General features: G+C 36.2%; 23 protein-coding genes. 13 read left to right on the forward strand and 10 right to left on the reverse strand.

Annotated features, from left to right (window positions below; translation table 11 throughout):
* Positions 1-10: 10 nt before the first annotated feature.
* On the reverse strand, positions 11-2,209 hold the full coding sequence (locus BEN71_RS09920) for an OsmC domain/YcaO domain-containing protein (RefSeq protein WP_068975935.1): 2,199 nt from the start codon (positions 2,207-2,209) through the stop codon (positions 11-13).
* A gap of 366 nt (positions 2,210-2,575) precedes the next feature.
* On the opposite strand from BEN71_RS09920, the gene yddG reads away from it, so the two are divergent.
* The gene (gene yddG / locus BEN71_RS09925; RefSeq protein WP_068976000.1) at positions 2,576-3,499 is read left to right on the forward strand and encodes an aromatic amino acid DMT transporter YddG; all 924 of its coding nucleotides are present in this window, start codon (positions 2,576-2,578) and stop codon (positions 3,497-3,499) included.
* Between the two features lie 41 nt (positions 3,500-3,540).
* Here the strand turns inward: yddG and BEN71_RS09930 are convergent, their stop codons facing one another.
* From BEN71_RS09930 to BEN71_RS09940, 3 genes are all read right to left on the reverse strand, one after another.
* Entirely contained in the window at positions 3,541-4,428 is an 888-nt protein-coding gene (locus BEN71_RS09930) for a DMT family transporter (RefSeq protein WP_068975934.1), read from the reverse strand.
* Positions 4,429-4,532: 104 nt separating this feature from the next.
* On the reverse strand, positions 4,533-5,147 hold the full coding sequence (locus tag BEN71_RS09935) for a lysozyme (protein ID WP_068975933.1): 615 nt from the start codon (positions 5,145-5,147) through the stop codon (positions 4,533-4,535).
* 107 nt (positions 5,148-5,254) lie between these two features.
* Positions 5,255-5,701 carry an urease accessory protein UreE gene (locus BEN71_RS09940; RefSeq protein ID WP_227542591.1) on the reverse strand — a complete coding sequence of 149 codons (447 nt, stop codon included), beginning with the start codon at positions 5,699-5,701 and terminating at the stop codon, positions 5,255-5,257.
* A 361-nt stretch (positions 5,702-6,062) separates the two neighbouring features.
* On the opposite strand from BEN71_RS09940, the gene BEN71_RS09945 reads away from it, so the two are divergent.
* Entirely contained in the window at positions 6,063-6,527 is a 465-nt protein-coding gene (locus tag BEN71_RS09945; protein WP_068975931.1) for a universal stress protein, read from the forward strand.
* A gap of 32 nt (positions 6,528-6,559) precedes the next feature.
* Positions 6,560-7,003, forward strand: coding sequence for a universal stress protein (locus BEN71_RS09950; RefSeq protein WP_068975930.1), 444 nt, complete (start codon positions 6,560-6,562; stop codon positions 7,001-7,003).
* Positions 7,004-7,056: 53 nt separating this feature from the next.
* On the opposite strand, the gene BEN71_RS09955 is transcribed toward BEN71_RS09950, so the two are convergent.
* Positions 7,057-7,290, reverse strand: a complete 234-nt coding sequence (locus BEN71_RS09955) for a hypothetical protein (RefSeq protein WP_068975929.1) — start codon at positions 7,288-7,290, stop codon at positions 7,057-7,059.
* A 528-nt stretch (positions 7,291-7,818) separates the two neighbouring features.
* Between BEN71_RS09955 and BEN71_RS09960 the strand changes: the two genes are divergently transcribed.
* Positions 7,819-8,292, forward strand: a complete 474-nt coding sequence (locus BEN71_RS09960) for a CinA family protein (protein ID WP_068975928.1) — start codon at positions 7,819-7,821, stop codon at positions 8,290-8,292.
* 143 nt (positions 8,293-8,435) lie between these two features.
* Entirely contained in the window at positions 8,436-8,912 is a 477-nt protein-coding gene (locus BEN71_RS09965; protein WP_068975927.1) for a hypothetical protein, read from the forward strand.
* Between the two features lie 67 nt (positions 8,913-8,979).
* Here BEN71_RS09965 and aroC read toward each other — a convergent pair whose 3' ends face one another.
* The 4 genes from aroC to BEN71_RS09985 all read right to left on the reverse strand — a co-directional run bounded on the left by aroC (position 8,980) and on the right by BEN71_RS09985 (position 12,770).
* Positions 8,980-10,074 carry a chorismate synthase gene (gene aroC, locus BEN71_RS09970; protein WP_068975926.1) on the reverse strand — a complete coding sequence of 365 codons (1,095 nt, stop codon included), beginning with the start codon at positions 10,072-10,074 and terminating at the stop codon, positions 8,980-8,982.
* Between the two features lie 12 nt (positions 10,075-10,086).
* Positions 10,087-11,097 carry a 50S ribosomal protein L3 N(5)-glutamine methyltransferase gene (gene prmB, locus BEN71_RS09975; protein WP_068975925.1) on the reverse strand — a complete coding sequence of 337 codons (1,011 nt, stop codon included), beginning with the start codon at positions 11,095-11,097 and terminating at the stop codon, positions 10,087-10,089.
* A gap of 111 nt (positions 11,098-11,208) precedes the next feature.
* A complete protein-coding gene (locus BEN71_RS09980; protein ID WP_068975924.1) occupies positions 11,209-11,592 on the reverse strand; it encodes a lysozyme inhibitor LprI family protein in 384 nt (127 codons plus the stop codon).
* A gap of 794 nt (positions 11,593-12,386) precedes the next feature.
* The gene (locus BEN71_RS09985; RefSeq protein ID WP_068975923.1) at positions 12,387-12,770 is read right to left on the reverse strand and encodes a hypothetical protein; all 384 of its coding nucleotides are present in this window, start codon (positions 12,768-12,770) and stop codon (positions 12,387-12,389) included.
* 164 nt (positions 12,771-12,934) lie between these two features.
* On the opposite strand from BEN71_RS09985, the gene BEN71_RS09990 reads away from it, so the two are divergent.
* The 8 genes from BEN71_RS09990 (at position 12,935) to gcvH (ending at position 20,526) form a co-directional block, all read left to right on the forward strand.
* The gene (locus tag BEN71_RS09990) at positions 12,935-13,240 is read left to right on the forward strand and encodes a hypothetical protein (RefSeq protein WP_068975922.1); all 306 of its coding nucleotides are present in this window, start codon (positions 12,935-12,937) and stop codon (positions 13,238-13,240) included.
* 159 nt (positions 13,241-13,399) lie between these two features.
* Positions 13,400-14,773, forward strand: coding sequence for an ABC1 kinase family protein (locus tag BEN71_RS09995; RefSeq protein ID WP_068975921.1), 1,374 nt, complete (start codon positions 13,400-13,402; stop codon positions 14,771-14,773).
* Between the two features lie 244 nt (positions 14,774-15,017).
* A complete protein-coding gene (locus BEN71_RS10000) occupies positions 15,018-16,304 on the forward strand; it encodes an acyl-CoA dehydrogenase family protein (protein ID WP_171404994.1) in 1,287 nt (428 codons plus the stop codon).
* 31 nt (positions 16,305-16,335) lie between these two features.
* On the forward strand, positions 16,336-17,535 hold the full coding sequence (locus tag BEN71_RS10005; protein WP_068975919.1) for an acyl-CoA dehydrogenase family protein: 1,200 nt from the start codon (positions 16,336-16,338) through the stop codon (positions 17,533-17,535).
* 134 nt (positions 17,536-17,669) lie between these two features.
* Positions 17,670-18,155: a GNAT family N-acetyltransferase gene (locus BEN71_RS10010; RefSeq protein WP_068975918.1), complete on the forward strand. Its 486-nt coding sequence runs from the start codon at positions 17,670-17,672 to the stop codon at positions 18,153-18,155.
* Between the two features lie 275 nt (positions 18,156-18,430).
* Positions 18,431-18,880, forward strand: a complete 450-nt coding sequence (locus BEN71_RS10015) for a MaoC family dehydratase (RefSeq protein WP_068975917.1) — start codon at positions 18,431-18,433, stop codon at positions 18,878-18,880.
* 95 nt (positions 18,881-18,975) lie between these two features.
* The gene (locus BEN71_RS10020; protein ID WP_068975916.1) at positions 18,976-20,007 is read left to right on the forward strand and encodes a helix-turn-helix transcriptional regulator; all 1,032 of its coding nucleotides are present in this window, start codon (positions 18,976-18,978) and stop codon (positions 20,005-20,007) included.
* A gap of 144 nt (positions 20,008-20,151) precedes the next feature.
* On the forward strand, positions 20,152-20,526 hold the full coding sequence (gene gcvH, locus BEN71_RS10025; RefSeq protein WP_068975915.1) for a glycine cleavage system protein GcvH: 375 nt from the start codon (positions 20,152-20,154) through the stop codon (positions 20,524-20,526).
* Positions 20,527-20,604: 78 nt separating this feature from the next.
* Here gcvH and BEN71_RS10030 read toward each other — a convergent pair whose 3' ends face one another.
* The gene (locus BEN71_RS10030; RefSeq protein ID WP_068975914.1) at positions 20,605-21,660 is read right to left on the reverse strand and encodes a 3-deoxy-7-phosphoheptulonate synthase; all 1,056 of its coding nucleotides are present in this window, start codon (positions 21,658-21,660) and stop codon (positions 20,605-20,607) included.
* Positions 21,661-22,279: the final 619 nt, after the last annotated feature.

The following is a 22,279-nucleotide window of genomic DNA, read 5'->3' on the forward strand; positions in this document are numbered from 1 at the left end:
ATTCAAAATCTTAGCCAGCTAAACCTACAGCTTTAGCCCTCGCATGATGCAATTTCTTATAGCTATCAATTAAACGCAAATGACGGTCTAAACCTTCAAGTTTCATACTGGTTTCAGTTAAACCATAGAAACGAATGCTACCTTCCAATGAACCGATCACCGCATCCATACGTTCATCACCGAACATACGACGGAAATTGGTTTCATAATCATCCAAATCCATATCATCATCAAGTTCAACTTCAAGCATGACATTCATACATTGATAGAACAAACCACGTTCAACCGTATTGGTATTGTATTGCAAGAATTGCTCAACCAAATCTTTAGCTTCTTCAAATTGCTGTAATGCAATGTAAATCAACAATTTCAATTCAAGAATAGTCAATTGTCCCCAAACAGTATTGTCATCAAATTCAATCCCGATCAAGGTCACGATATCGGTGTAATCATCGACTTCAACTTCTTCCAGACGTTCGACCAATGCCTCTAATTGTTCATCATCCAAACGATGGATATTTAAAATATCTTCGCGGAATAACAAAGCTTTATTGGTATTGTCCCAAATCAAATCTTCAACCAAATAAATTTCAGAATAATCAGGCACGATGATACGACAAGCTGTTGCACCTAAATGCTGATACACCGCCATATAGACTTCTTTGCCCATTTCTTCCAAAATGCCGAATAGCGTCGCAGCTTCGGCCTCATTATCACCATTGCCAGTGAAATCCCACTCAACAAATTCATAATCAGATTTTGAGCTAAAGAAACGCCAAGACACTACACCACTTGAATCAATAAAGTGCTCTACATAGTTATTCGGTTCAGTCACTGCATTTGAGCTAAATGTCGGTTTTGGTAAGTCATTCAAACCTTCAAAACTACGACCTTGTAACAACTCAGTTAAACTACGTTCAAGTGCAACTTCCAGTTTTGGATGTGCACCAAAAGATGCAAATACACCACCTGTACGTGGATTCATCAAAGTCACACACATTACAGGGAATTCACCGCCCAATGATGCATCTTTGACCAATACAGGAAAGCCTTGCTCTTCTAAACCTTTAATCCCTTCGACAATTTTTGGATATTTGGCTAATACATGCTCAGGCACATCAGGTAGCGCGATTTCACCTTCTAAAATTTCACGTTTTACAGCACGTTCAAAAATTTCAGATAGGCACTGAACTTGAGCTTCTGCCAAAGTATTGCCTGCACTCATACCATTACTAAGATATAAATTTTCAATCAAGTTTGAAGGGAAATAAATCGTTTCACCATCAGATTGACGGACAAATGGTAATGAGCAAATACCACGTTCGGTATTACCTGAGTTGGTATCGTATAAATGCGTACCCAGTAACTCATTGTCAGGGTTATAAATTTCTAAAGTATATTCATCTAAAATTTCTTTCGGTAAAGCCCCTTTTTTACCAGGCTTAAACCATTTCTCATCGGGATAATGCACAAATTCAGCATTGGCAATCTCTTCACCCCAAAACTGATCGTTATAGAAGAAATTACAGTTTAAACGCTCAATGAACTCACCCAGAGCTGAAGCTAAAGCACTTTCTTTAGTCGAGCCCTTACCATTGGTAAAACACATCGGCGATTGTGCATCACGAATATGTAAAGACCAAACATTCGGCACGATATTACGCCATGACGCAATTTCGATCTTCATGCCCAAACCTGCCAAGATCCCAGACATATTGGCAATGGTTTCTTCTAAAGGCAGATCTTTACCTGGAATATAAGTCGTATTTTCTTTAGCTAAATCAGGCATGAGCAAAGCTTGTGCATCAGCATCAATGCTTTCGACTTCTTCGATGACAAATTCAGGTTGATTTTGAATGACTTTTTTAACCGTGCAACGGTCAATTGAACGCAAAATGCCTTGGCGATCTTTATCCGAAATATCAGACGGTAATTCAACTTGAATTTTAAAAATTTGTTTATAGCGGTTTTCAGGATCAACAATATTATTTTGTGATAAACGGATATTATCTGTCGGAATATCACGTGCAGCACAATACACTTTGACAAAGTACGCAGCGCATAGAGCTGAAGATGCAAGAAAATAGTCAAATGGACCAGGTGCAGAACCATCGCCTTTATAACGAATCGGTTGATCGGCGATGACGGTAAAATCATCGAACTTGGCTTCTTGACGAAGATTGTCGAGATAATTAACCTTGATTTCCATGTGGGCACCTAAAAATTGCTATGTGTGGTCATGGACACATAAAATTTAAATATAAAACTGAAATACTAAACTAAGTCGAATCACAGAGAAGAATTGACTTAAAAAAGAGACTAGCATCAACTGACGTTAGCAATAATGAACGCTATTATAGAGGGATTCTGTAGAATTGATAATGTTTGTCGGATATTTAAAATTTCTTACTTCAAAATATAACCATTTTTTATCGAATTTCTCATTTTCATTCGCTCTTTTTCATAGAATAAAATGCTTATTTGAAACACAATTTCAGCTATAATTACGCCTGAAATATCTCGCCCCCCTAAGTCAGTACTGTTCTTATCCTAGAGCAAAGATACGCTTCGTATGATGTCAAAAAATCTTGCTACATTGATCGGCTTCAGTGCAATTTTGCAGTGGTCATCGATTGTGGGTTTATTGAAAAAAATCAGTTTCAGTATTGGTGCTGATCTTGCCGTTATGTTGATGTACACACTCAGTACCATCATTTTATTGGTTTTTTTTAAAATTCCAGATTTAAAACTTATTTCAAAGAAATATTTAGTTTTTTCAACACTACTTTTTGTAGTTTATGAATTATGCTTCTCGTATGCGATTGCGCTTGCACAGACGGCACAGCAAGCAATTGAAGTCAGTCTAGTCAATTATCTTTGGCCAAGTTTAACAGTTGTCATGTTGATTTTATTTAAAGAAATTAAATTCAACATCTTCGTTATTATCGGTTTAATGATTAGTTTAAGTGGAATTGTTGTCATACAAACTGGACAAGGTGATCTGAGTTGGGGAAATATTCTTTCCAATGTTCAAGCCAATCCGATCAGTTATATCTTAGCATTTCTAGGTGCGAGCTTATGGGCGCTGTATTGTGTTGTCACCAAAAAATATAGCGATGGACACAATCCGATCTCATTCTATTTTATTGCCATTTCATTATTGCTTTGGGTGAAGTATTTACTTAGCCACGAATTGAGTCTAAATGCGCTACCAGATTTTGATTTGATAACTCTGACTTATATGGCAATCGTATCATTGGCTGTTGCACTTGGCTATGCTGCATGGAATATTGGAATTATCAAAGGAAACATTACCATACTGGTGACGTTGTCTTATTTTAGTCCAGTCATTTCTACTGTTATTTCGATGTTTATTCTACAGACTACACTCTCAACTGAGTTTTGGTATGGCGTCATTTTGGTGACAATGGGTTCATTTGTTTGTTGGATTTCGACCAATTGGCAACTCCTTAAAAGCAAAATATTGAAAAGCGCTTAATCATTCAAAATTCGAATTTAGCAATAATATTTATATTTTGATTAAGCCCAAATCACCAATATTGCTGCGATTACAACCAGAACTAAGCCAAGGTGTTCTGTTTTAGCAAGTTTTTCTTTAAAGAAATACATTGAAATGAGTAAGCTGAATAGAATTTCAATCTGCCCTAAAGTTTTAACAATTGCGACGGATTGCATACTCATGGCTGTAAACCACCCAAGTGAAGCCAAGAAGCTACAGACACTTACTTTAAATGTCAGCCCTATTTTTCGCCACATTGCTATTAATGTTTTCCGGCTAAATAAGATCAAATAAACCAACATGCCAATGCATTGAAATCCAATAATACTTAAAAGTACCCATGAAGCACGATGTATATAAGGCAAATTTGTTAATTCTAAACTCGCTTCACGAACCAATAATGATGTAATGGCAAAACACAATCCACTCCCCATTCCGATTGCTAAAGTAGAGAGTGAAATAGGTTCTTTATTTCTGCCTTTACTCAATAGAAATACAGCTAAGCCACCTAAACCAACGCCGAACCATCCATAAGCTGTGAGATGATCACTTAATAAAGTCGTGGCGATAATTGCAGCAAAAATCGCTTCACTTTTTGCTAGACCGACACCAATCGCGTAATTTTTTTGTTTAAATAGTTGTACCATTAGTGCCGTTGCAGCAATTTGGCTCAGTCCTGCAATGACAATATAAATCCAAAAATATGTGGTGAATTTAACCTGTGTTTGAATGGGTTGAAAATGATATAGCAATGAAATATATAAAATTGCGAAAGGAAAACCAAATATAAATCGCGCTAAAGTTACGCCGTAAACATCAACTGATTGACTGAGTTGTTTTTGAAATGCATTTCGCCAAGCCTGCATAAATGCAGCCATGAGCGTAAACAAAATCCAGATTGAAGTCATGATGGAAAGGTGTAACTTTAAAGTGCTTCAATATACACCTTGTAACCCGTCAAATCGAATCAATGTTTAATATTTTGATGATGTTAGCTCTAGAAAGTAGTTGATTAATTTTTAGTTAAAAAATACGCCTTTTCTACAGCCCTGCGATTCACCAAACCTTGAACCGTCTGCCCACCAGCTTTGACCCAAACATCAAACTGATTACTCGCCCCTACATAATCCGAAGCATTTAATAACTTTAACAATGTCGAATTCCGAAACGCACCAATTCCAATGTTATAAGTCAGCGAAACCAATGCATCAAATTGATGCTGATTTAAAGGTACTTTAACTGCTGTACTGACAGTCTGCTCAAAACGTTTAAGATCATGTTGCATAAAGCTTTGGGCTTGTTCAAGTGTACAAAGATCACCATATTGAACCGTTTTACCATTTGGGTAAATTGTTGTCCCATAACCAATCGTACAAACTCCAGTACCATCATCATAAGCTTGTAGTTCCAAACCTTCAAAACCACAAATCAGCGCAATCCCTTTAGGGCTGACATATTTAAAATGATGAATTTCTGAATCTTGCGCAAAGCCTATATCTTCATTTGTACTATGATCAATAGCTACCGCTATATCATCTGAATGTTTAGATTTATTTTTCTTATTCTGTAGTTCATGCAATACCGTATTTGCGACAGTCGAAATTAATTTAGACCAAAATGATTTCATGGTACTTGCTCAAACAGATCAAAGTTGAATATTGATAGCAATAAATTGAATCCTGAATGATTCAATAAAGATAGTGTATTTTAGTTTCTTGAATGGCGACCTAAAATTTAGCCAAATGGTATATCTACTTCCTGTTCAAATATTTGCTCCTCTTCATTGATCATTAACCCTAAGCTCATCAACTTTTCCGCAAGGATATAATCAGGCTCGAAATACAGTGCTGTGGGTGTGAACATAAGTGGTACATTTCGATGTCCCAAGTAATAAGCCGCTCTCAAAAGATCGAAATTATTTTTAGACAAAACTTTCATTAATTGCTTTGGTTTAGCTTCTATAGATAAATTATCAATACGTCCAACCAATTTAAAAGAACTTGCACATAAATCGTCTAGATATTGAAAAAATGCACCATGATTATGCTTGATATTTAAATCCGCACAAAGATAGTGCTTTCTACGAATGCTATGGATAGGCATTATTTCTTTAATCTTATTCAAGACTTTAGTTTTGCTATTAATTTTTTTATATATTTTCATCTTTATCCATGCTTTCACACGACTTTATTCTTAAAAAATTGAAACGGAATGACAAAATCATTCACAGTGATCAATGATGATTAAAATAAAAAAGCATAGATCATGCCAATTCTTGATAATTTTATCATTTAGTGTAATTTTTAATGTTAGTGAAACGTATGTATGCGTTGTCTTTTCATTAAGAAAAAATATGAATATATAAAGCTTCGCAACGGAAAAAGAATACTTACAAAATAAAACCATGAAAAAATTATGTGTATTTCACAATATATTGAAATAACACACTTTTAGTCAAATAAATGACAACTACTCTCAATTGCGAGAAAACTTACAATATGCTATCTATAGGATTATAACGAGATATAAAAGGAGAATATAAATGTCCTATCAACATATCCTTCTCGCAGTAGATGACTCTCCTATTTCTTACGCTGCAGTTGAACATGCAGAAAAACTGGCTCTTGCTCTAAACAGTAAAATTACTGTGATGAGTGTAATAGCGGTAGATCCTTTTAAAGGCGTAGATTTCTATAAAGTTGCACCAGCAGTGACGCAATACTTATTTGAAGCAGAGAAAAATGCACTTGGACGTCTAAAAGATATTCAAGAAACACTTATTCATCATGGCGTAAGCACTGTTGAAACGAAAGTTATTCGTGAGCTTCCACCTGCGACAGGAATCCTTGAAGCAGCTGATGAATTAGGTGCTGACATCATCATCATGGGTTCTCATGGTCGTACTGGCTTTAAAAAATTCTTCTTAGGAAGTGTTGCACAGGAAGTTCTGGCTATTAGTCCTCTTCCTGTATTGATTATTAAATCTGCTCAACATACAGATTCTTAAATTTTATTTAAATGATATAAAGGTATATGCACATGTCTTATCAAAATATTCTTGTTCCAGTAGATGGCTCTGATATTTCTTTCTCTGCACTAAAACATGCTGCTTCAATTGCAAAAGCACTGGGTAGTAAAGTCACTGCAATTAGTGTAGTTGCAGATGATCCTTTTGCTGCTGCTGATTTTTACTATTCTCCAGACATGTTAAAAGAATATATTAAAGAAGCAGTTAAAAGCGCTGAAGAAGCTTTAGAAAAAGCGAAAAAAATAGCAGAAGAAGCTGGTGTTCAAATCGAAACTCAAGTGGTTAGAAATGCTGTTTCTGCTGAAACTGTTACTCAAACTGCTGATTCACTTAAAACTGATTTAATTGTGATGGGTTCTCATGGTCGTAAAGGCTTCCAAAAATTCTTCCTCGGTAGCTTTGCACAAGATGTCTTGGGACAAACTCAAATCCCAGTTTTAATTGTGAAACAATAAGTTAAAACTATAAAAAAACCTCCTTATCATTAAGGAGGTTTTTTTATTCAAAATTAATGTGTTGCAATCACTTTGACTAAAATTGTTTGCGTCTCTTCAAAATCATCATAAATCTGTTTTCGAGTAAGTTCTTTAGATTTGACTTTAAATTCATGATTTTGGTAATGAATCACATTTGGAATTTGATCAAAATAATTTCCATCAGCTTCTATACTTTCTTCAAATAAAGGTGTGCCAAGCTGATATTCTTTGCTTTTAAGAACAACATATTTTACTGTCGTTTGCATGATTCGCACTCCATTTTCATATGCACTTTATTTTTATTTATATCACTTTTTTGCACGCTTCACAGTTAAAAATTCATAAATTCGCCTAGTTATTCTTCATTTAAGCTTAGAAAAAGAAAATCCACTCTTTTGGAGTGGATTTGCTGATTGTCAATTTTATTATTTTCAATTCTTTATTGTTTTGAAGCTATCTTTTATCAATTATTGTTACTTTTGAGCTTTATTCTTATCAGTATTTGTTCTTTGTGATTTGATTATGGCAAATGAACATGACAGTAATATTTCAAGTTTCAGCTTTTTTTAAAATTTAAACACACACATCGCTTAAAAATAACTTTTATTGATTTTAAACCCTATTGAATACTCTTTATATGATTGAATTAACAATACTTTGTCAGTTCGTTGATAAAGATCATTGAACTGATGATTTATGATTTTTCTAAAACTGCATTTCGTAGTAAATGCTTCTATTTTACACACAAATAAAGTATAACTTGTTGAATATTGGAATTTTAATAGTGTTTTATCATGATTCGCCAGTGTTGTGACCAGCTTGAAAAATTAGGCTTAAAAATAGCTTTTATTGAAAGTGCCAGTTCTGGCTATTTGAGTAGCCAATTTTCAATTTATAAGAGAAGTGGTGCTGATATTTTGCTGGGTGGTTTGGTTAGTTACGACCCTTCTATTAAAATATCAATCCTAAAAATAGATGCTCAACTGATTGAAAAATATACGGCTGAATCTACTGAAGTGACTCAAGCCATGGCAATTCAAGGAAAACAATTATTTACCCAAGCGGATTTAGTTATCAGTTGTACTGGGCTACTCAAGCCTGGTGGTAGTGCTACAATAGAAAAACCTGAAGGAACTTTTTTTATTTCAATCTATTATCAAAATAAGCTCAATAACTTTAAATATTTGCTGAATGGAGATTCTCTTTCTCGTTTAAATCAATTGACCACTTTTGTTGCTTCAGAAATGATCAATATTTTAAATAAATAAGCAGTTATTTGATTTAAATCATCAATATATACAAATCTCCTACCTCAAAGTCGATATATCTCATTCACTTTTTAACAAAAAAACGGTACATTTTAAAACACGTTATAAACAAGTAAATAACATTAATGATTACAGGAAGCGTTATGAAACTTCAATTGGCTTTAATTTCTTCTCTGACTTGTCTAGCTTTGGTCGGTTGTGCAGGCTCTTATCCTGAACGTGTTGTGACCAAAGGACCATTAATTTGTGAAGCAAATGAAGTCTGCCCTGAACTATCTATGCGTTGGAAAGATGAAGTACGTGATGGTTTTAAAATTACTGCTGAAATTAATAATCCGACAAAATATGATATTAAACAATTCGTTTTCTTAGTCGATGGTCAAGCCTATACCTATTCAACTTTAGACTCATCTAAGTTTGAAAATCAGGTTTCATCAAATTCAATCTTAGTTCCTGTGAGCTTCTTAAATTCTTTCCGTAGCGGTAAAGAAATTTCACTTAAACTCGTAACTGATCAAGGTGATGTTGAGCGTTCAATTTTAAAAGCTGATGGTCAAAAATCGTCTGCTTATTTAACTTTCTTGAAAGGTTATACAGGTCAAGTTCCTGCTGCTCAATAATGAGCATTTCAATAAAATAGAATGCAAAAAAACCAGACTTAGCGTCTGGTTTTTTATTTAAAACAAATTATTTTGGTTCAATCGGTGCAAATGGTGCAACGACATCAGCATTCTGCGCACGATGGCGCATAAAGTGATCCATTAATACAATTGCCAACATTGCTTCAGCAATCGGCGTCGCACGGACACCTACGCAGGGATCATGACGACCTTTGGTTAAAACATCGGTATCTTCACGATCAATATTGATAGTTTTACCAGGTGTGGTAATACTTGCCGTTGGCTTAAGTGCAATCGCAACACGAATAGTTTGACCGCTTGAAATACCGCCTAAAATACCACCTGCATGATTGGCAAGGAATCCATCTGTGCTAAGTTCGTCACGAGTTTCATGCCCAAACTGCCCTGCAACTGCAAAACCATCACCGATTTCAACGCCTTTTACAGCATTAATTCCCATCATGGCATGGGCAATATCTGCATCTAAACGATCAAATACAGGTTCGCCCCAACCTACTGGTACTTTTTCAGCAAGAATTTCGAGTTTAGCACCGCAACTTGTACCTTGTTCACGCAAAGAAGTCACTAAAGCTTCAAAACGTGGCACAGCATCCACATCGCCACAGAAGAATGGATTATTCGGAACTTCATTCCAATCCAATTTTTCAGCAACTTCTGTCCCGATTTGCGTTACATGACCACGAATCACGATACCAAATTTTTCAGCAAGGAATTTTTTAGCAATCGCACCTGCAGCGACACGCATTGCAGTTTCACGTGCACTTGAGCGACCACCACCACGGTAGTCACGGAAACCATACTTTTGCGTATAGGTATAATCTGCATGACCAGGACGGAAAGTTTGTGCAATATTGCCATAATCTTTGGATTTTTGGTCCGTATTGCGGATCAATAAACCAATCGGTGTCCCTGTGGTTTTGCCTTCAAAAACACCTGAAATGATTTCAACTTCGTCGGGTTCTTTACGCTGAGTCGCAAATTTTGAAGTCCCAGGTTTACGACGATCTAAATCTTTTTGCAAATCTTCAGCACAAAGCTCAAGACCTGGTGGTACACCATCAACGATTGCCATTAAGCCTACGCCGTGAGATTCACCACAAGTCGTTACACGGAAGAGTTGTCCTATACTATTACCTGCCATGCTCACGACTCCTTAAGCTTGAATAGACTGAATAAATAAATCACGGAATGTACGACATTGTTCAGCAGTGAGGGCAAAAATACCAGTACCACCTTTTTGGAACTGCAACCAATAAAAATCAATGGTATTGAAGTTTTGTTTCATTGCCCATTCAGAATTACCGACTTCAATGACGATCAAACCATCTTCTGTTAAGTAATCAGGTGCTTGCGCTAACATTTTACGCACTAAATCCAAGCCATCTTGACCTGCTGCAAGTGCAAGCTCTGGCTCATGATGAAATTCATCTGGAAGATCCGCCATGTCTTCTGCATCCACATACGGTGGATTTGAAACGATCAAATCATATTGATTTTCAGCAGGAATTTTAGCAAACAAATCAGACTCTAAAAGTGCAACTTGATATTGTTTGTCATGGTGTTCAGTATTGATTGAAGCCACTTCTAAAGCTTCTTTTGAAATATCCGTCGCATCCACTTCTGAGTCTGGGAATGCATAAGCCAAAGCAATCGCAATACATCCCGAACCTGTGCACATATCTAAAATACGTTGTGGTGTTTTAGGATTTGGGTTTTCAGGTAGGTTATTTACGCCTTCACGTGCTTGACCATTTTCATCTAAGCAATAAGGCGCAAAACGATTTTCAATTAATTCCGCAATCGGTGAACGTGGAATTAATACGCGCTCATCGACATAAAATGGCTTACCAAAGAAATAAGCCAAGTTTAATAAATACGATGTTGGAACACGTTCATTGATTCGACGTTCTAAAAGGCTTAAAAATTCAGCTTTTTCACTCGGTAATAATTTAGCATCTAAAATTTCATTGTCTGCATTCCAGTCCAAAGACATAGTTTGTAGAACGAGTGCTGAACTTTCAGCAAAATAATCTTCTGTACCTTGACCTAAATGTGCATCGTATTGACGTAAAGCTGTAACCCCAAATCGAATAAAATCGCGAATTGTAACAAGGTTTTCAGCAGCTTCCTGTAAATGTTCAGGGCTAATAGTCGGTCGATCCACTTAAGGTTTCTCCAAGGTCATAATTTAAAACGCCTTATGATACCTTGTTTTGCATGACATTTATAAGCATTTACTACAATTTAAATGCAATTCATTTTTAGACAATCATCATCATAAACGATAAGTCAGTTTCTCTAGCATATTTGCACGGGTTACCGTTTGTTTTAACGCACAATTATAGTATTTCATCGCATAAGTATCAGATGCTGATTTTTGACTTTTGCCACATTGTTCACTGCGCATTTTAAGCCATGTTTTTTGATATTTTTTTTGTAGTTTCTTTTCTTTACTCGTATATAAATCTAAGGTCTTTTTAAACAATGATTTCATACGATCATCTTGATCATTAAATTCAGATTTAATACAACGGGTAATAGAACTTGTACTATTTCCTGCCGAATTCATACAACTAATATAATCTGAACTATAGCCGATTGCTTTTGCTTGTATTGGTAATAATAAAGCGAGAGCGATTCCCCAATATTTCATTTGCATCAAAATTCCCCAATTAAAAATCATTCTTCTAATTTAAAAATAATCTTTCTGAGTTTAAAAGATTTCAAATAAAATTCAATTGATAGGCTTCATTGATCATCACTTTTACAATTTATTTACACATTCAAATGATAGTCAGGCTCTAAATTTCGATCAAATGTGCTAATCAGAACCACTATTTTCGCTAATTGAAGTAACTTTACCATTTTTGAATGTGATATAGCCTAAATCAGTATAATACCAAAGCTCATCCTTACCTCTTGAAGTGGTATATGCGCTTTTTCGATTTGGAGCTCCCCAATATGTAGCTTTGATAATTTGATCTCCGGTCATTCCTATTTGAGGATCTCGCGCTGCTTTCCAAAGTTTATATTTTTGAGTATCTGTTAAATAAGCCGAAGCCTGCTGAGGAACATTTAATTTTGTTTTTACTGAGTTTGGACAAGGTTTACCTTGATAGACTGTTTACCCTTTATAGGTGCAGGTATATACGTCAGCAATAGCACTTTGCATACATAATAGAAGCGTGAATAGCCCCAAAAAAAATTTCAAGAAGCACCTGTATTTTTAGATTTATTGTTTCATTATTATTGTATATTTTTAGCACAAATCAAGCGAAATATTGATCAAGTTAATCAAAATTAAAAGCCTATACAGTCTGCTTACAGATTCGAATAAAATATTACTCGAACCTCAGATTGAATCACATAAGTCGTTATTGATTTAAAAACAAAGGATTAAAATTCAATTTAGAATATCAACATGATAAATGAACTGAGCTTTCAAATATTTCATTATTTCCAACAAATATCAATTTTTTGATTGGTCGTTTTAACACAATCATAAGCAGTTGAGTTCCATTGTTGATCAGAAATAATTTTTTGGCTATTTCCATCTCTTAAATAGCTTTTAGCATTCAATGTTGCCCCCTGATTAATTTGAATATGGGCTTTTGAACAAACGCCATCATCCAATTCATTTTGGCAACTTTCATATTGAATTTGATAGATTTTATCTTGGAATTGTAAATTTACTTGTCGAGCACCAGCGACAAAGCCCTCATCTATTTCACAACTTTGAATATTTGCCTTAGTCTGCCCAAGAAAACAACGATCAGCATTCACCTGCGTCGTTAAAATAGAACTTATGATCAGTATATATTTAAATTTTGCCATCATTTCCCTATTCCTTAGGTCTTTAAAATGAAAAATGACGCAAAAGACTAACAAAAAATCATCTTACTTACGAACTTAAATACAATTTTTAAACTTATCTCTTGATTTTTTAAAGTTTTGTTCCCATATAATTTTTGATACTTTCCATTAAAGTAGTTTCAAATCTTATGAGTTATAAACACAACAACCTTATGGCAATGCGCCAATCTTGGTGGGAAGATGAATCTTCTGCTTCTGTTCAAAGTGAAAAACGTTATTTACAAACAATCTTAACTGAGCAAGGTGTTTTTGAAGCACCAAGCATTGATGATGTAAAATATTTTTTCTTTAGTTTACCGAGCATTATCATTGTAAAAGGTTATGCCCTTGGTTTCACTGATCCAAGTATTAAAGAATTGATCCAAAACCATATTGAGTCAAATAAGCAGTTATTGATTCAAAAACATGAGATCAAAATTCAATTTAGAATGTAATTTTTCCAATCGGATCAGTTGATTGTTATACCTTTTCAAACTTAAAGTACAAAATTACCATTCCATTCAGCGAATTGAGCTATTTAAATAGCACCATAACATGTAATATTCTTTACAGTTCCTTCACTTTTCGAATCGCTTATAAAGGATTTCATCTTCATGTCTGATCAGAACGAAAAGCTTAAACAGTTAAAAACCTCTTCTATGGATCGTCGTTTATCCATTGCGAAAGCATCATTATTAGCAGGTACGCGCTGGGCAGCTTCAAGTGCAAGTTCAATCTTTTCAAGTGAAGAGGAAAAAGAAAAAAAACGTAAACAAGCGATGAAAGAACAAGCCAATTATCTTGTTCAAGAAATCGGAAAACTGAAAGGCTCAATCGTTAAAATTGGTCAAATGATGGCGCTATATGGTGAGCATTTTTTACCAGAAGAAATCACTCAAGCTCTAAATACGTTAAATAATCAAACAGTTGCACTAGCTTGGCCAGCGATTAAAGAGCAATTAACACGCCAGTTGGGTTCTAAACTCGATGATTTAACTATTGATCATGAACCAATCGGTACAGCTTCTCTAGCTCAAGTCCATCGTGCGACACGTAAGTCAGATGGTTTAGAACTGGTTTTAAAAGTTCAATATCCTGGTGTCGCGGATGCGATTGACTCAGATATGAGTTTATTTAAAAACATGCTTAAGCTCACCCGTATGGTTCCGCAAACACGTGAGTTTGACCAATGGTTTGATGAAGTCCGCGAAATGATGCATCGTGAGGTGAATTATCGTGTTGAAGCTGCAACCACCCGTCGTTTCGCTGAAAGATTAAAAAACGATGCGCGTTATGGTGTGCCACAAATTATTGATGACTATTGTACAGACCAAGTGTTATGTATGACTTTCGAACGTGGCGTGCCGATCAATAGCCCCGTGATGCTGTCTCTCCCTCAAGAACGTCGTAATCAGTTAGGAGAAGCCTCTCTTGAAATTGCTGTTCGTGAGTTGTTTGAATGGGGTGAGATGCAAACTGACCCGAACTTTGGTAACTACTTGGTTCGTTTAGGCAATGGTGACGACATTCAAGATAAAATTATTTTGTTAGACTTCGGTGCAATCCGTCAGTTTGATCATCAATTATTGACTGTGGCTTGCAACTTGATCAAAGCTGGTTACAACCATGACGCTGAAGCAATGGTTCACTCGATGTCTGGCTATGAATTTTTTGATGGTATGCCACTCAGTATCAAACCTGATATGGCAAAAGTATTTTTACTCGCAACAGAAGCATTTAGTACACCTTTAAACAATCCAGACCTCCCTGCGGGTGTTATGGATGAACAAAATCGCTATGATTGGAAAAAGAGCCAATTACATAGTCGTGTGATGCAACGTGCGTCTAAATCAATGGCTTCACGTTATTTCAGTGTTCCACCTAAAGAATTTATGTTTATTAGCCGTAAATTCATTGGTGCTTATACATTTATGACCGTGATTGAAGCAAAAACCAATGTTCGTAAAATGATTACGCCATTTGTTTAATGGCTTGAATAGCGACTGACTTTAATTTCTCAAAATGTCAACTTTACCAATACCCAACATTTGTTGGGTATTTTTATGTGTAAATAATTATTGAATTACAAATAGTTAAATACATAATTAAAACATTAACAACCATTCATCAAAGGTCAACCACTTTGTCAGCTTTGACATAGTTTTTTCAATATTTGCATGTCAGGATGTTGCCATACCAACATCAAAAACAAGGTACTGTGGAATGTCCAATATGGTAAACAAAGCTCAGGGCTTGGGCTTAAATCTAATTACAAAAATTGCTGGAAGTGACTTACTTGATCAATTCAAACTACGTAAGTTTATTGAAAAATCACTTTATCAAGGTTCAAAAGCAGGTTTTAAAACGCTCAGTGCGACACAAAAAGCGTTTAAATCGGATTCAAATGTCACTAAACAACGTTTACCAAACCAACAAAAATCATTATTTGATCTGAGTTTAACTGAAGAACAGCAAATGACTGTAGATGCCATGGATCAGTTTGCTGCTGAAGTACTTTATCCATTGGCGCATCAAGCAGATCATGATGAAAAGTTTCCTGCAGAACTTTGGCAACATAGTATTGATCTAGGGCTTAATTACTATGCCCTACCAGAAGCTTTGGGTGGTGTTGCATCTGAAAAGAATATTGTCAGTAATATTCTGATCGCTGAACGTTTAGCCAAAGGTGATTTCTCTTTGGCAGCAGGTTTGCTTTCAACATTTAGTGTGATCAATGCACTTACACAATGGGGTTCGGAAACAGTACAAGCAACTTATTTACCCGCCTTTGCCAATGATGCAGAAATTCAAGCAACTTTTGCAGTACAAGAAGCAACGCCTGCTTTTAATCCAATGTTATTGAAAACTAAAGCAACTTCATCTAACGGTGCTTACAGCATTTCAGGTGAAAAAACTTTAGTATTATTAGGCGAAACTGCGGATCTATTCCTTGTTAGTGCTGACTTCAACGGCAAGCCTGATGTTTTTGTGGTGAATCGTGACCACACTATTACTGTTAAAAAATCTCCAGCGATGGGGCTTAAAGCCACTGAAACAGTGACTTTAAAATTTGAAAATACCCCTGCTCAACGCTTAGGTGATGAAGACTTTAACTATAGCTATTTCCTTGATTTAGGAAATTTGATGTGGTGTGCAATGGCAGTCGGTACTGCTGAAGCAGTGAAAGAATACAGCATCCAATATGCCAATGAACGTACAGCATTTGGTGAGCCTATTTCACATCGTCAAAGTGTTGCCTTCATGATCGCTGATATGGCAATCGAAATTGATGCGATGCGTATGCTGATTTTAAATGCTGCAAGCCTTGCAGAATCTGGTTTACCTTTCCATCGTGAAGCGTATTTAGCACGTCTGCTTTGTGCTGAAAAATCAATGAAAATTGGTACAGATGGCGTACAAATCTTGGGTGGACACGGCTTTACCAAAGAACACCCTGCTGAACGTTGGTATCGTGACTTACGTGCAACAGCTGTATTACATTCAGGCTTACATGCTTAATTAAAAATATAAAGATTACAGGATATAGATCATGAATTTACAAAATCCGAAAAAATTCAAAATGCTTGTAGATCAAGCGCATGAAACTGCACTGAATGTACTACGCCCGATTTCACGTAAATACGACAAGGCGGAACATGCCTATCCAAAAGAATTAGACATGCTTGCTTCATTGCTTGATGGTATGAATGATGGTGGTGATGGTTTGAATGCAGGCGCTGCGATTAATAAACGTGGCGATAAAGATGCCAGCAATAAAAATGGCACCAATATGTCCACAGCTTTGGGCATCATTGAAATGTGTTATGGCGACACTGGTTTACTACTTTCTATGCCACGCCAAGGTTTAGGAAACTCTGCAATTGCTGCAGTTGCCAATGACGAACAGCTAGAACGCTTTAAAGGCACTTGGGCTGCAATGGCGATCACTGAACCTGGTTGTGGTTCGGACTCAGCTGCAATTCGTACTACAGCAACAAAAGATGGGGATGACTATATTCTCAATGGTGAGAAAATTTTCGTCACTTCAGGTGAACGTGCTGACTCCGTCGTGGTTTGGGCAACTTTAGATAAAAAACTAGGTCGTGCTGCAATCAAATCCTTTGTTGTACCTAAAGGTACAGCTGGCATGAAAGTTGAACGCCTTGAACATAAACTCGGCATCAAAGCTTCTGATACTGCTGCAATCAGTTTTATCGACTGTCGTGTACCTGCTGCAAACTTACTTGGAAATGAGGAAATTGATGTTGCCAAAGGTTTCGCGGGTGTAATGGAAACTTTTGACAATACTCGTCCACTGGTTGCTGCGATGGCTGTTGGATGTGCCAAAGCATCGCTAGAGCGTATCAAAGAAATCTTTAAAGACCAGCTTGATCCAAACTATGCAACGCCTTATTTACAAACTTCAAATTTAGCCGCACAGATTTACCGTATGGAAGCTGAATGGGAAGCAGCGCGTTTATTAACGATTAAAGCAACATGGATGGCTGACAATAAAATGCCAAACTCGCGTGAAGCTTCTATTGCCAAAGCAAAAGCGGGTCGTATTTGTAATGAAATCACCCTGAAATGTGTCGAATTAGCTGCAAGTGTCGGTTATAACGAAGATGAATTGTTAGAAAAATGGGCGCGTGATTCAAAAATTCTCGATATTTTTGAAGGTACACAGCAGATTCAACAGTTGATCATTGCACGCCGTGAACTGGGTAAATCTTCAAGTGAATTGAAATAAGATTTAACTTAATTTTCAATATAAGACCAGTAAATGCTTTATATTGATAAAATTTTAAGCAGTTAAATTTTAAGCACAACACAAGCGATGAGTTTTTTGATATAAAAATTCATCGCTTTTTATTTTCATTATTTATGTATTCAATTCGCCCCATACAACAGCAAGACAATGCAGCAATTGCACAAGTCATTCGTGAGGTTTCTCAAGAATTTGGACTCGCTCCAGAGTCTGGCTTCGCCGTGGCAGATCCAATTTTGGATGATCTCTATCAAGTTTATTCTCAAAAAAATGCACAATACTGGGTAATTGAAGATCACAAAGGTCGTGTTGTCGGTGGTGGTGGCTTATCTCCACTCAAAGGTGATACTTCAATTGCTGAAATTCAGAAAATGTATTTCTTATCAGAACTACGTGGTTTAGGCTTTGCTAAAAAAATTCTAGAAAATGCTTTTGAATTTGCAAAGCAAAATGGTTTTAGCACTTGTTATTTAGAAACCACCAAAGACCTTTGGCAAGCGGTCAAACTCTATGAAAAACTGGGTTTTGAACATTTGGCTCAACCTAAAGGTGATACAGGTCATAGCCATGCATGTGAAATTTGGATGCTCAAAACACTTTAATCCGCACATTTGAAAATATCCGTCATATTTTCCAAAATGAACTTTGGTCGTATTTTCATTAGATTCAAGAATTTTCAAAATGCGATGTGATTAAAAGATTTGTGGAATGATATTGTCCAACACTTGGATAATGATTCACTTAAAAAAATAATGTATATGGTGGCAATACAGTCATTGAAATTGCATAACGACGATCTAAAATATTCAGATCATTTGTTTCATGCTTACAAAGTCATCATGTTTAGATATTGTATGTAAAAGGGAATGTATAAAAGATGTTGTATTTAGAAGATTTAAATGTTGGTGATCATTTTCAAAGTCGTGAATATGAAATGACTTTAGAAGAAGTTTTAGAGTTTGCTGGTAAATACGACCCCCAAGTTTTTCATACAGATCCTGAAAAAGCCAAAGACCATCCTATTTTCCAAGGTTTAGCTGCTAGTGGTTGGCATACATCTGCTGTTACGATGCGTCTTTGGACAGAGTGCTTCCCTGTCGCTTATGGTTTAATAGGCTCTGAATCAAGTTTAAGGTGGCCAAAACCAACACGTGTTGGCGATAAAATTCATGTCGATGTTGAAATTGTTTCAATCACGCCATCGAGAACAAAAAACGATCGTGCTATTGTCGCGTATGTCACTCAAGCGAAAAATCAATTTGATGATGTATTGCTTATTTCTACCACTAAAATTGTGGTTTTTAAACGTAATTTTGATGCACATTAATCCTTAATTTGTCTTACAATATTTAAGGTTTTTTCCATATTTCATGACAATATGATTAAAGAAATAGAAACAATCTTGAGCGCAATGGAAAGCACATGAAAACAGTCTCAGCTCGCCAAGATCAGGGAATTCCTGGTGTATATGGACTTTTATTATTAGATATCGTCTCTCGTTGGGGCTATAGTGCAGAGAGCCTTTTCGCTCCGTTTAATTTTACCAGCGAACAACTTGCAGAGCCTGAATGTCGTATACCCACACCTATTGCCAATGAATTGGTCAAGCATGCATTAAAGCTGACAGGTGAAAGTACCCTGGGTTTCCATTTAGGGACTCAAATGCGTATTTCAATTCATGGTTTTATCGGCTATGCGATTATGACTGCCAATGACATTACTGATGCTTTGGTTTTGGCAAATCGTTTTATTCAGTTACGTATGCCTTTTTTGCAATTGTATTTCTCAACTTTTGGTGAAAAAGCCACTTTACAACTACAATGTGATATTGAAATTGAACCTTTACGCACAGAAATTGTGATGGGGCTGACCTTTGGTATCATGACCATGGCAAAGGCGCTCACTGGCATTGATGATTTAAAAGGCGATATTGACTTCGATTTTCCGAAGCCAGATGGTTTCGATACTTACATCGAAAAACTTTCACCTTTATATAATATGCGTTTTGAACAACCACATTTAATCGCGAGTTTTGATAAATCCTATCTCGGCTTAAAAATGGTCAATGCTGACCCGATTGCCAGTCAAATTGCAATTAACCAGTGTGAAGCTGAGTTATCTGCCTTGGGGGAGCGCCGTCGTCTCGCTATGCGTGTACGCGATATTTTGACCCATTCAGAGCAACATTATCTCAGTATTGAAAATGTTGCTGATCGTTTGCATATGTCGGATCGAACATTAAAACGTCAACTTGCAGCAGAAGGCACTTCGTTCTCAACCCTTGTCGATGAAGTGCGCTACCGCCATGCAACGTCTCTCCTTTCCCGAACGGATTACACCTTAGAGCAAATTGCTGATGAACTTGGCTATAGCGATGTTGCTAATTTCAGTCGTGCATTTAAACGCTGGAGTGGTCGTAGCCCGAGTAGTTGGCGCAAAGATCCTTATTTATAAGGGGCAAATCATAGAGAATCTTTTACTGATTCGATGATCTTATTGGATTCTATGAATAAGATTATCAATATCTTTGCCTTTTGTTTTAATGTAAAAACCTGTATAACGCTTAACAAAAATAAATGGATTAATTGAGGAGTCATTATGAATCATCCTTCAGATTTGAAGTATGCAAGCACACATGAGTGGGTAAAAATTGAAGGTGATCTTGTGATTACTGGTATTTCTGATCATGCTCAAGATGCTTTAGGTGATTTAGTTTATGTTGAAGCACCAGAAGTTGGTAGCCAAGTTGTTTCAGGCGCACAAGCAGGTGTGGTTGAGTCTGTAAAAACTGCATCTGATATTCATGCACCTGTATCTGGTGAAGTGGTTGAAGTGAATACTGCACTTGAAGATGACCCAGATTTTGTCAATGATGACCCATATGGCAAGGGTTGGATTTATAAAATCAAACCTAACAATATTGCGGATGTTGAAAAGTTATTGAGCAATAGCGAATACGAAGCAGGTCTTTAAGCCTCAGGTTATTCGTAAATGTTCGCAATAAAAAAGATCAGAATTATTCTGATCTTTTTTTGTTCCAATTTTCAATTATTAAGCTGTTTCCAACAAAACTTTCGCAGATAATTGCTCTGCGACATCTAACAATAATTTTTCAGTTTTATCCCAGCCTAAACAACCATCAGTCACAGACTGACCATAAGTCATATCACAAGAAATCTTTTGATTGCCATCAACCAAATGACTTTCTAACATCACACCACGGACCTGAGTTAAATGACGTTCTTGAATAATTTGTTGTAGTACCAACGGTTGTTTGAGTGGGTCTTTATGGCTATTGCCATGACTACAATCAATCACCAAAGCAGGTAACTTTCCTTGATGTTTATTGCGAATATGTTGGATCGACACCGCATCATAATTTGTCCCAGTATTTGAACCACGTAGGATGATGTGCGCCAATGGATTACCTAGGCTCTGTAAAATACTCGGTGTTCCCTTTTGGCTCATGCCTAAAAATTGATGAGGATGGCTTGCCGATTGAATTGCATCTAAAGCAATTTGAATTGAACCATCTGTACCATTCTTGAAGCCAATACTGTATGGCATATGGCTTGAAATTTCACGATGGATTTGTGATTCACTGGTACGTGCGCCAATCGCACCCCAAGCCAATAAATCATCAAAGTAACCTGTTGCCATCGGGCTTAAAATCTCACTTGCAATTGGCAAGCCCATTTCAATAATATCGAGATATAGCTGACGTGATTTTTCTAATCCGAGTTGCATATCAGCAGAACCATCTAAATGAGGGTCATATAAAAAGCCTTTCCAACCTACTGTTGTACGTGGTTTTTCAATATAAGTACGCATCACTATGAAGATTTGATCTGCAACTTTTTCTTGAAGTTTTTTGAGTTTTGAAGCGTATTCAAGTGCTGATTTTTCATCATGGATTGAACATGGTCCTGTGATAACCATTAAACGAGAATCCGTACCATTTAAAATATTTTGGATCGTTTGGCGTTGTTCTGCTATTTGCAATGCATAGTGTTGTTCTAATGGAAATTTTTCTTTTAATTGTGCAGGCAAACTAAGTTCAGTTTCTGTCGTTTGATTTTGTTGTAAAGCAATATTTAAAGCATTCATGATGTATTCCTTTGGACTCTTATTCAGTCCGAGCTTTTATTTGAGCGTCTGTGATCGTTTCGAATGGCGTATTAAAGTTTGCATTTGACTAAAATAAGACCAATAAAAGTTGCTAAAGTACACATCGTTAAATTTCATCATGATATTCTCCAAATTTTAAAACATATTTATTCAAGCTAAATTTTGACACATAGGCATAAAAAAACCTGATCAGGGTTGCCGATCAGGTATTAACTTGGTGGGCAACCATTTTTCAGTGCCCGAACGACTTCAGGCAATTATCTAAAGTATTGCCAGAAATAATAAGAAGTAGCGATAACAGGTTGCTTTAACATCTTTATGTCGTTCATAAAAAACTGTATTGAATTTAAAATACTCGTAGTACATCGAATTTACAAGTGTTTTTTAGATTATTTTCAAAACTTTCTGACCTAAATAAACACGGGGTTAAAGAAGCCTTATATTAGGGTCTGTTGACAATTCGTCTATGTTTGCGATTTGTGTATTTTTTAGCTGATACTAGGCGTGAAATACGAAACTTAGTCATTCTAAGTGAGTAGTTCATAACGAAGTAGCAGCAAAAAATACACCAGTCCCGAAGGGTTGTGGCTAAAATTAT

Origin of the sequence: Acinetobacter wuhouensis (genome assembly GCF_001696605.3) — a bacterium.
Lineage (GTDB): Bacteria > Pseudomonadota > Gammaproteobacteria > Pseudomonadales > Moraxellaceae > Acinetobacter > Acinetobacter wuhouensis.

Coding starts and splice junctions, on each gene's coding strand:
- BEN71_RS09920 (WP_068975935.1), bottom strand. CDS start 2,209: ATGGAAATCAAGGTTAATTATCTCGACAATCTTCGTCAAGAAGCCAAG.
- yddG (WP_068976000.1), top strand. CDS start 2,576: ATGTCAAAAAATCTTGCTACATTGATCGGCTTCAGTGCAATTTTGCAG.
- BEN71_RS09930 (WP_068975934.1), bottom strand. CDS start 4,428: ATGACTTCAATCTGGATTTTGTTTACGCTCATGGCTGCATTTATGCAG.
- BEN71_RS09935 (WP_068975933.1), bottom strand. CDS start 5,147: ATGAAATCATTTTGGTCTAAATTAATTTCGACTGTCGCAAATACGGTA.
- BEN71_RS09945 (WP_068975931.1), top strand. CDS start 6,063: ATGTCCTATCAACATATCCTTCTCGCAGTAGATGACTCTCCTATTTCT.
- BEN71_RS09950 (WP_068975930.1), top strand. CDS start 6,560: ATGTCTTATCAAAATATTCTTGTTCCAGTAGATGGCTCTGATATTTCT.
- BEN71_RS09955 (WP_068975929.1), bottom strand. CDS start 7,290: ATGCAAACGACAGTAAAATATGTTGTTCTTAAAAGCAAAGAATATCAG.
- BEN71_RS09960 (WP_068975928.1), top strand. CDS start 7,819: ATGATTCGCCAGTGTTGTGACCAGCTTGAAAAATTAGGCTTAAAAATA.
- BEN71_RS09965 (WP_068975927.1), top strand. CDS start 8,436: ATGAAACTTCAATTGGCTTTAATTTCTTCTCTGACTTGTCTAGCTTTG.
- aroC (WP_068975926.1), bottom strand. CDS start 10,074: ATGGCAGGTAATAGTATAGGACAACTCTTCCGTGTAACGACTTGTGGT.
- BEN71_RS09980 (WP_068975924.1), bottom strand. CDS start 11,592: ATGCAAATGAAATATTGGGGAATCGCTCTCGCTTTATTATTACCAATA.
- BEN71_RS09985 (WP_068975923.1), bottom strand. CDS start 12,770: ATGATGGCAAAATTTAAATATATACTGATCATAAGTTCTATTTTAACG.
- BEN71_RS09990 (WP_068975922.1), top strand. CDS start 12,935: ATGAGTTATAAACACAACAACCTTATGGCAATGCGCCAATCTTGGTGG.
- BEN71_RS09995 (WP_068975921.1), top strand. CDS start 13,400: ATGTCTGATCAGAACGAAAAGCTTAAACAGTTAAAAACCTCTTCTATG.
- BEN71_RS10000 (WP_171404994.1), top strand. CDS start 15,018: ATGGTAAACAAAGCTCAGGGCTTGGGCTTAAATCTAATTACAAAAATT.
- BEN71_RS10005 (WP_068975919.1), top strand. CDS start 16,336: ATGAATTTACAAAATCCGAAAAAATTCAAAATGCTTGTAGATCAAGCG.
- BEN71_RS10010 (WP_068975918.1), top strand. CDS start 17,670: ATGTATTCAATTCGCCCCATACAACAGCAAGACAATGCAGCAATTGCA.
- BEN71_RS10015 (WP_068975917.1), top strand. CDS start 18,431: ATGTTGTATTTAGAAGATTTAAATGTTGGTGATCATTTTCAAAGTCGT.
- BEN71_RS10020 (WP_068975916.1), top strand. CDS start 18,976: ATGAAAACAGTCTCAGCTCGCCAAGATCAGGGAATTCCTGGTGTATAT.
- gcvH (WP_068975915.1), top strand. CDS start 20,152: ATGAATCATCCTTCAGATTTGAAGTATGCAAGCACACATGAGTGGGTA.
- BEN71_RS10030 (WP_068975914.1), bottom strand. CDS start 21,660: ATGAATGCTTTAAATATTGCTTTACAACAAAATCAAACGACAGAAACT.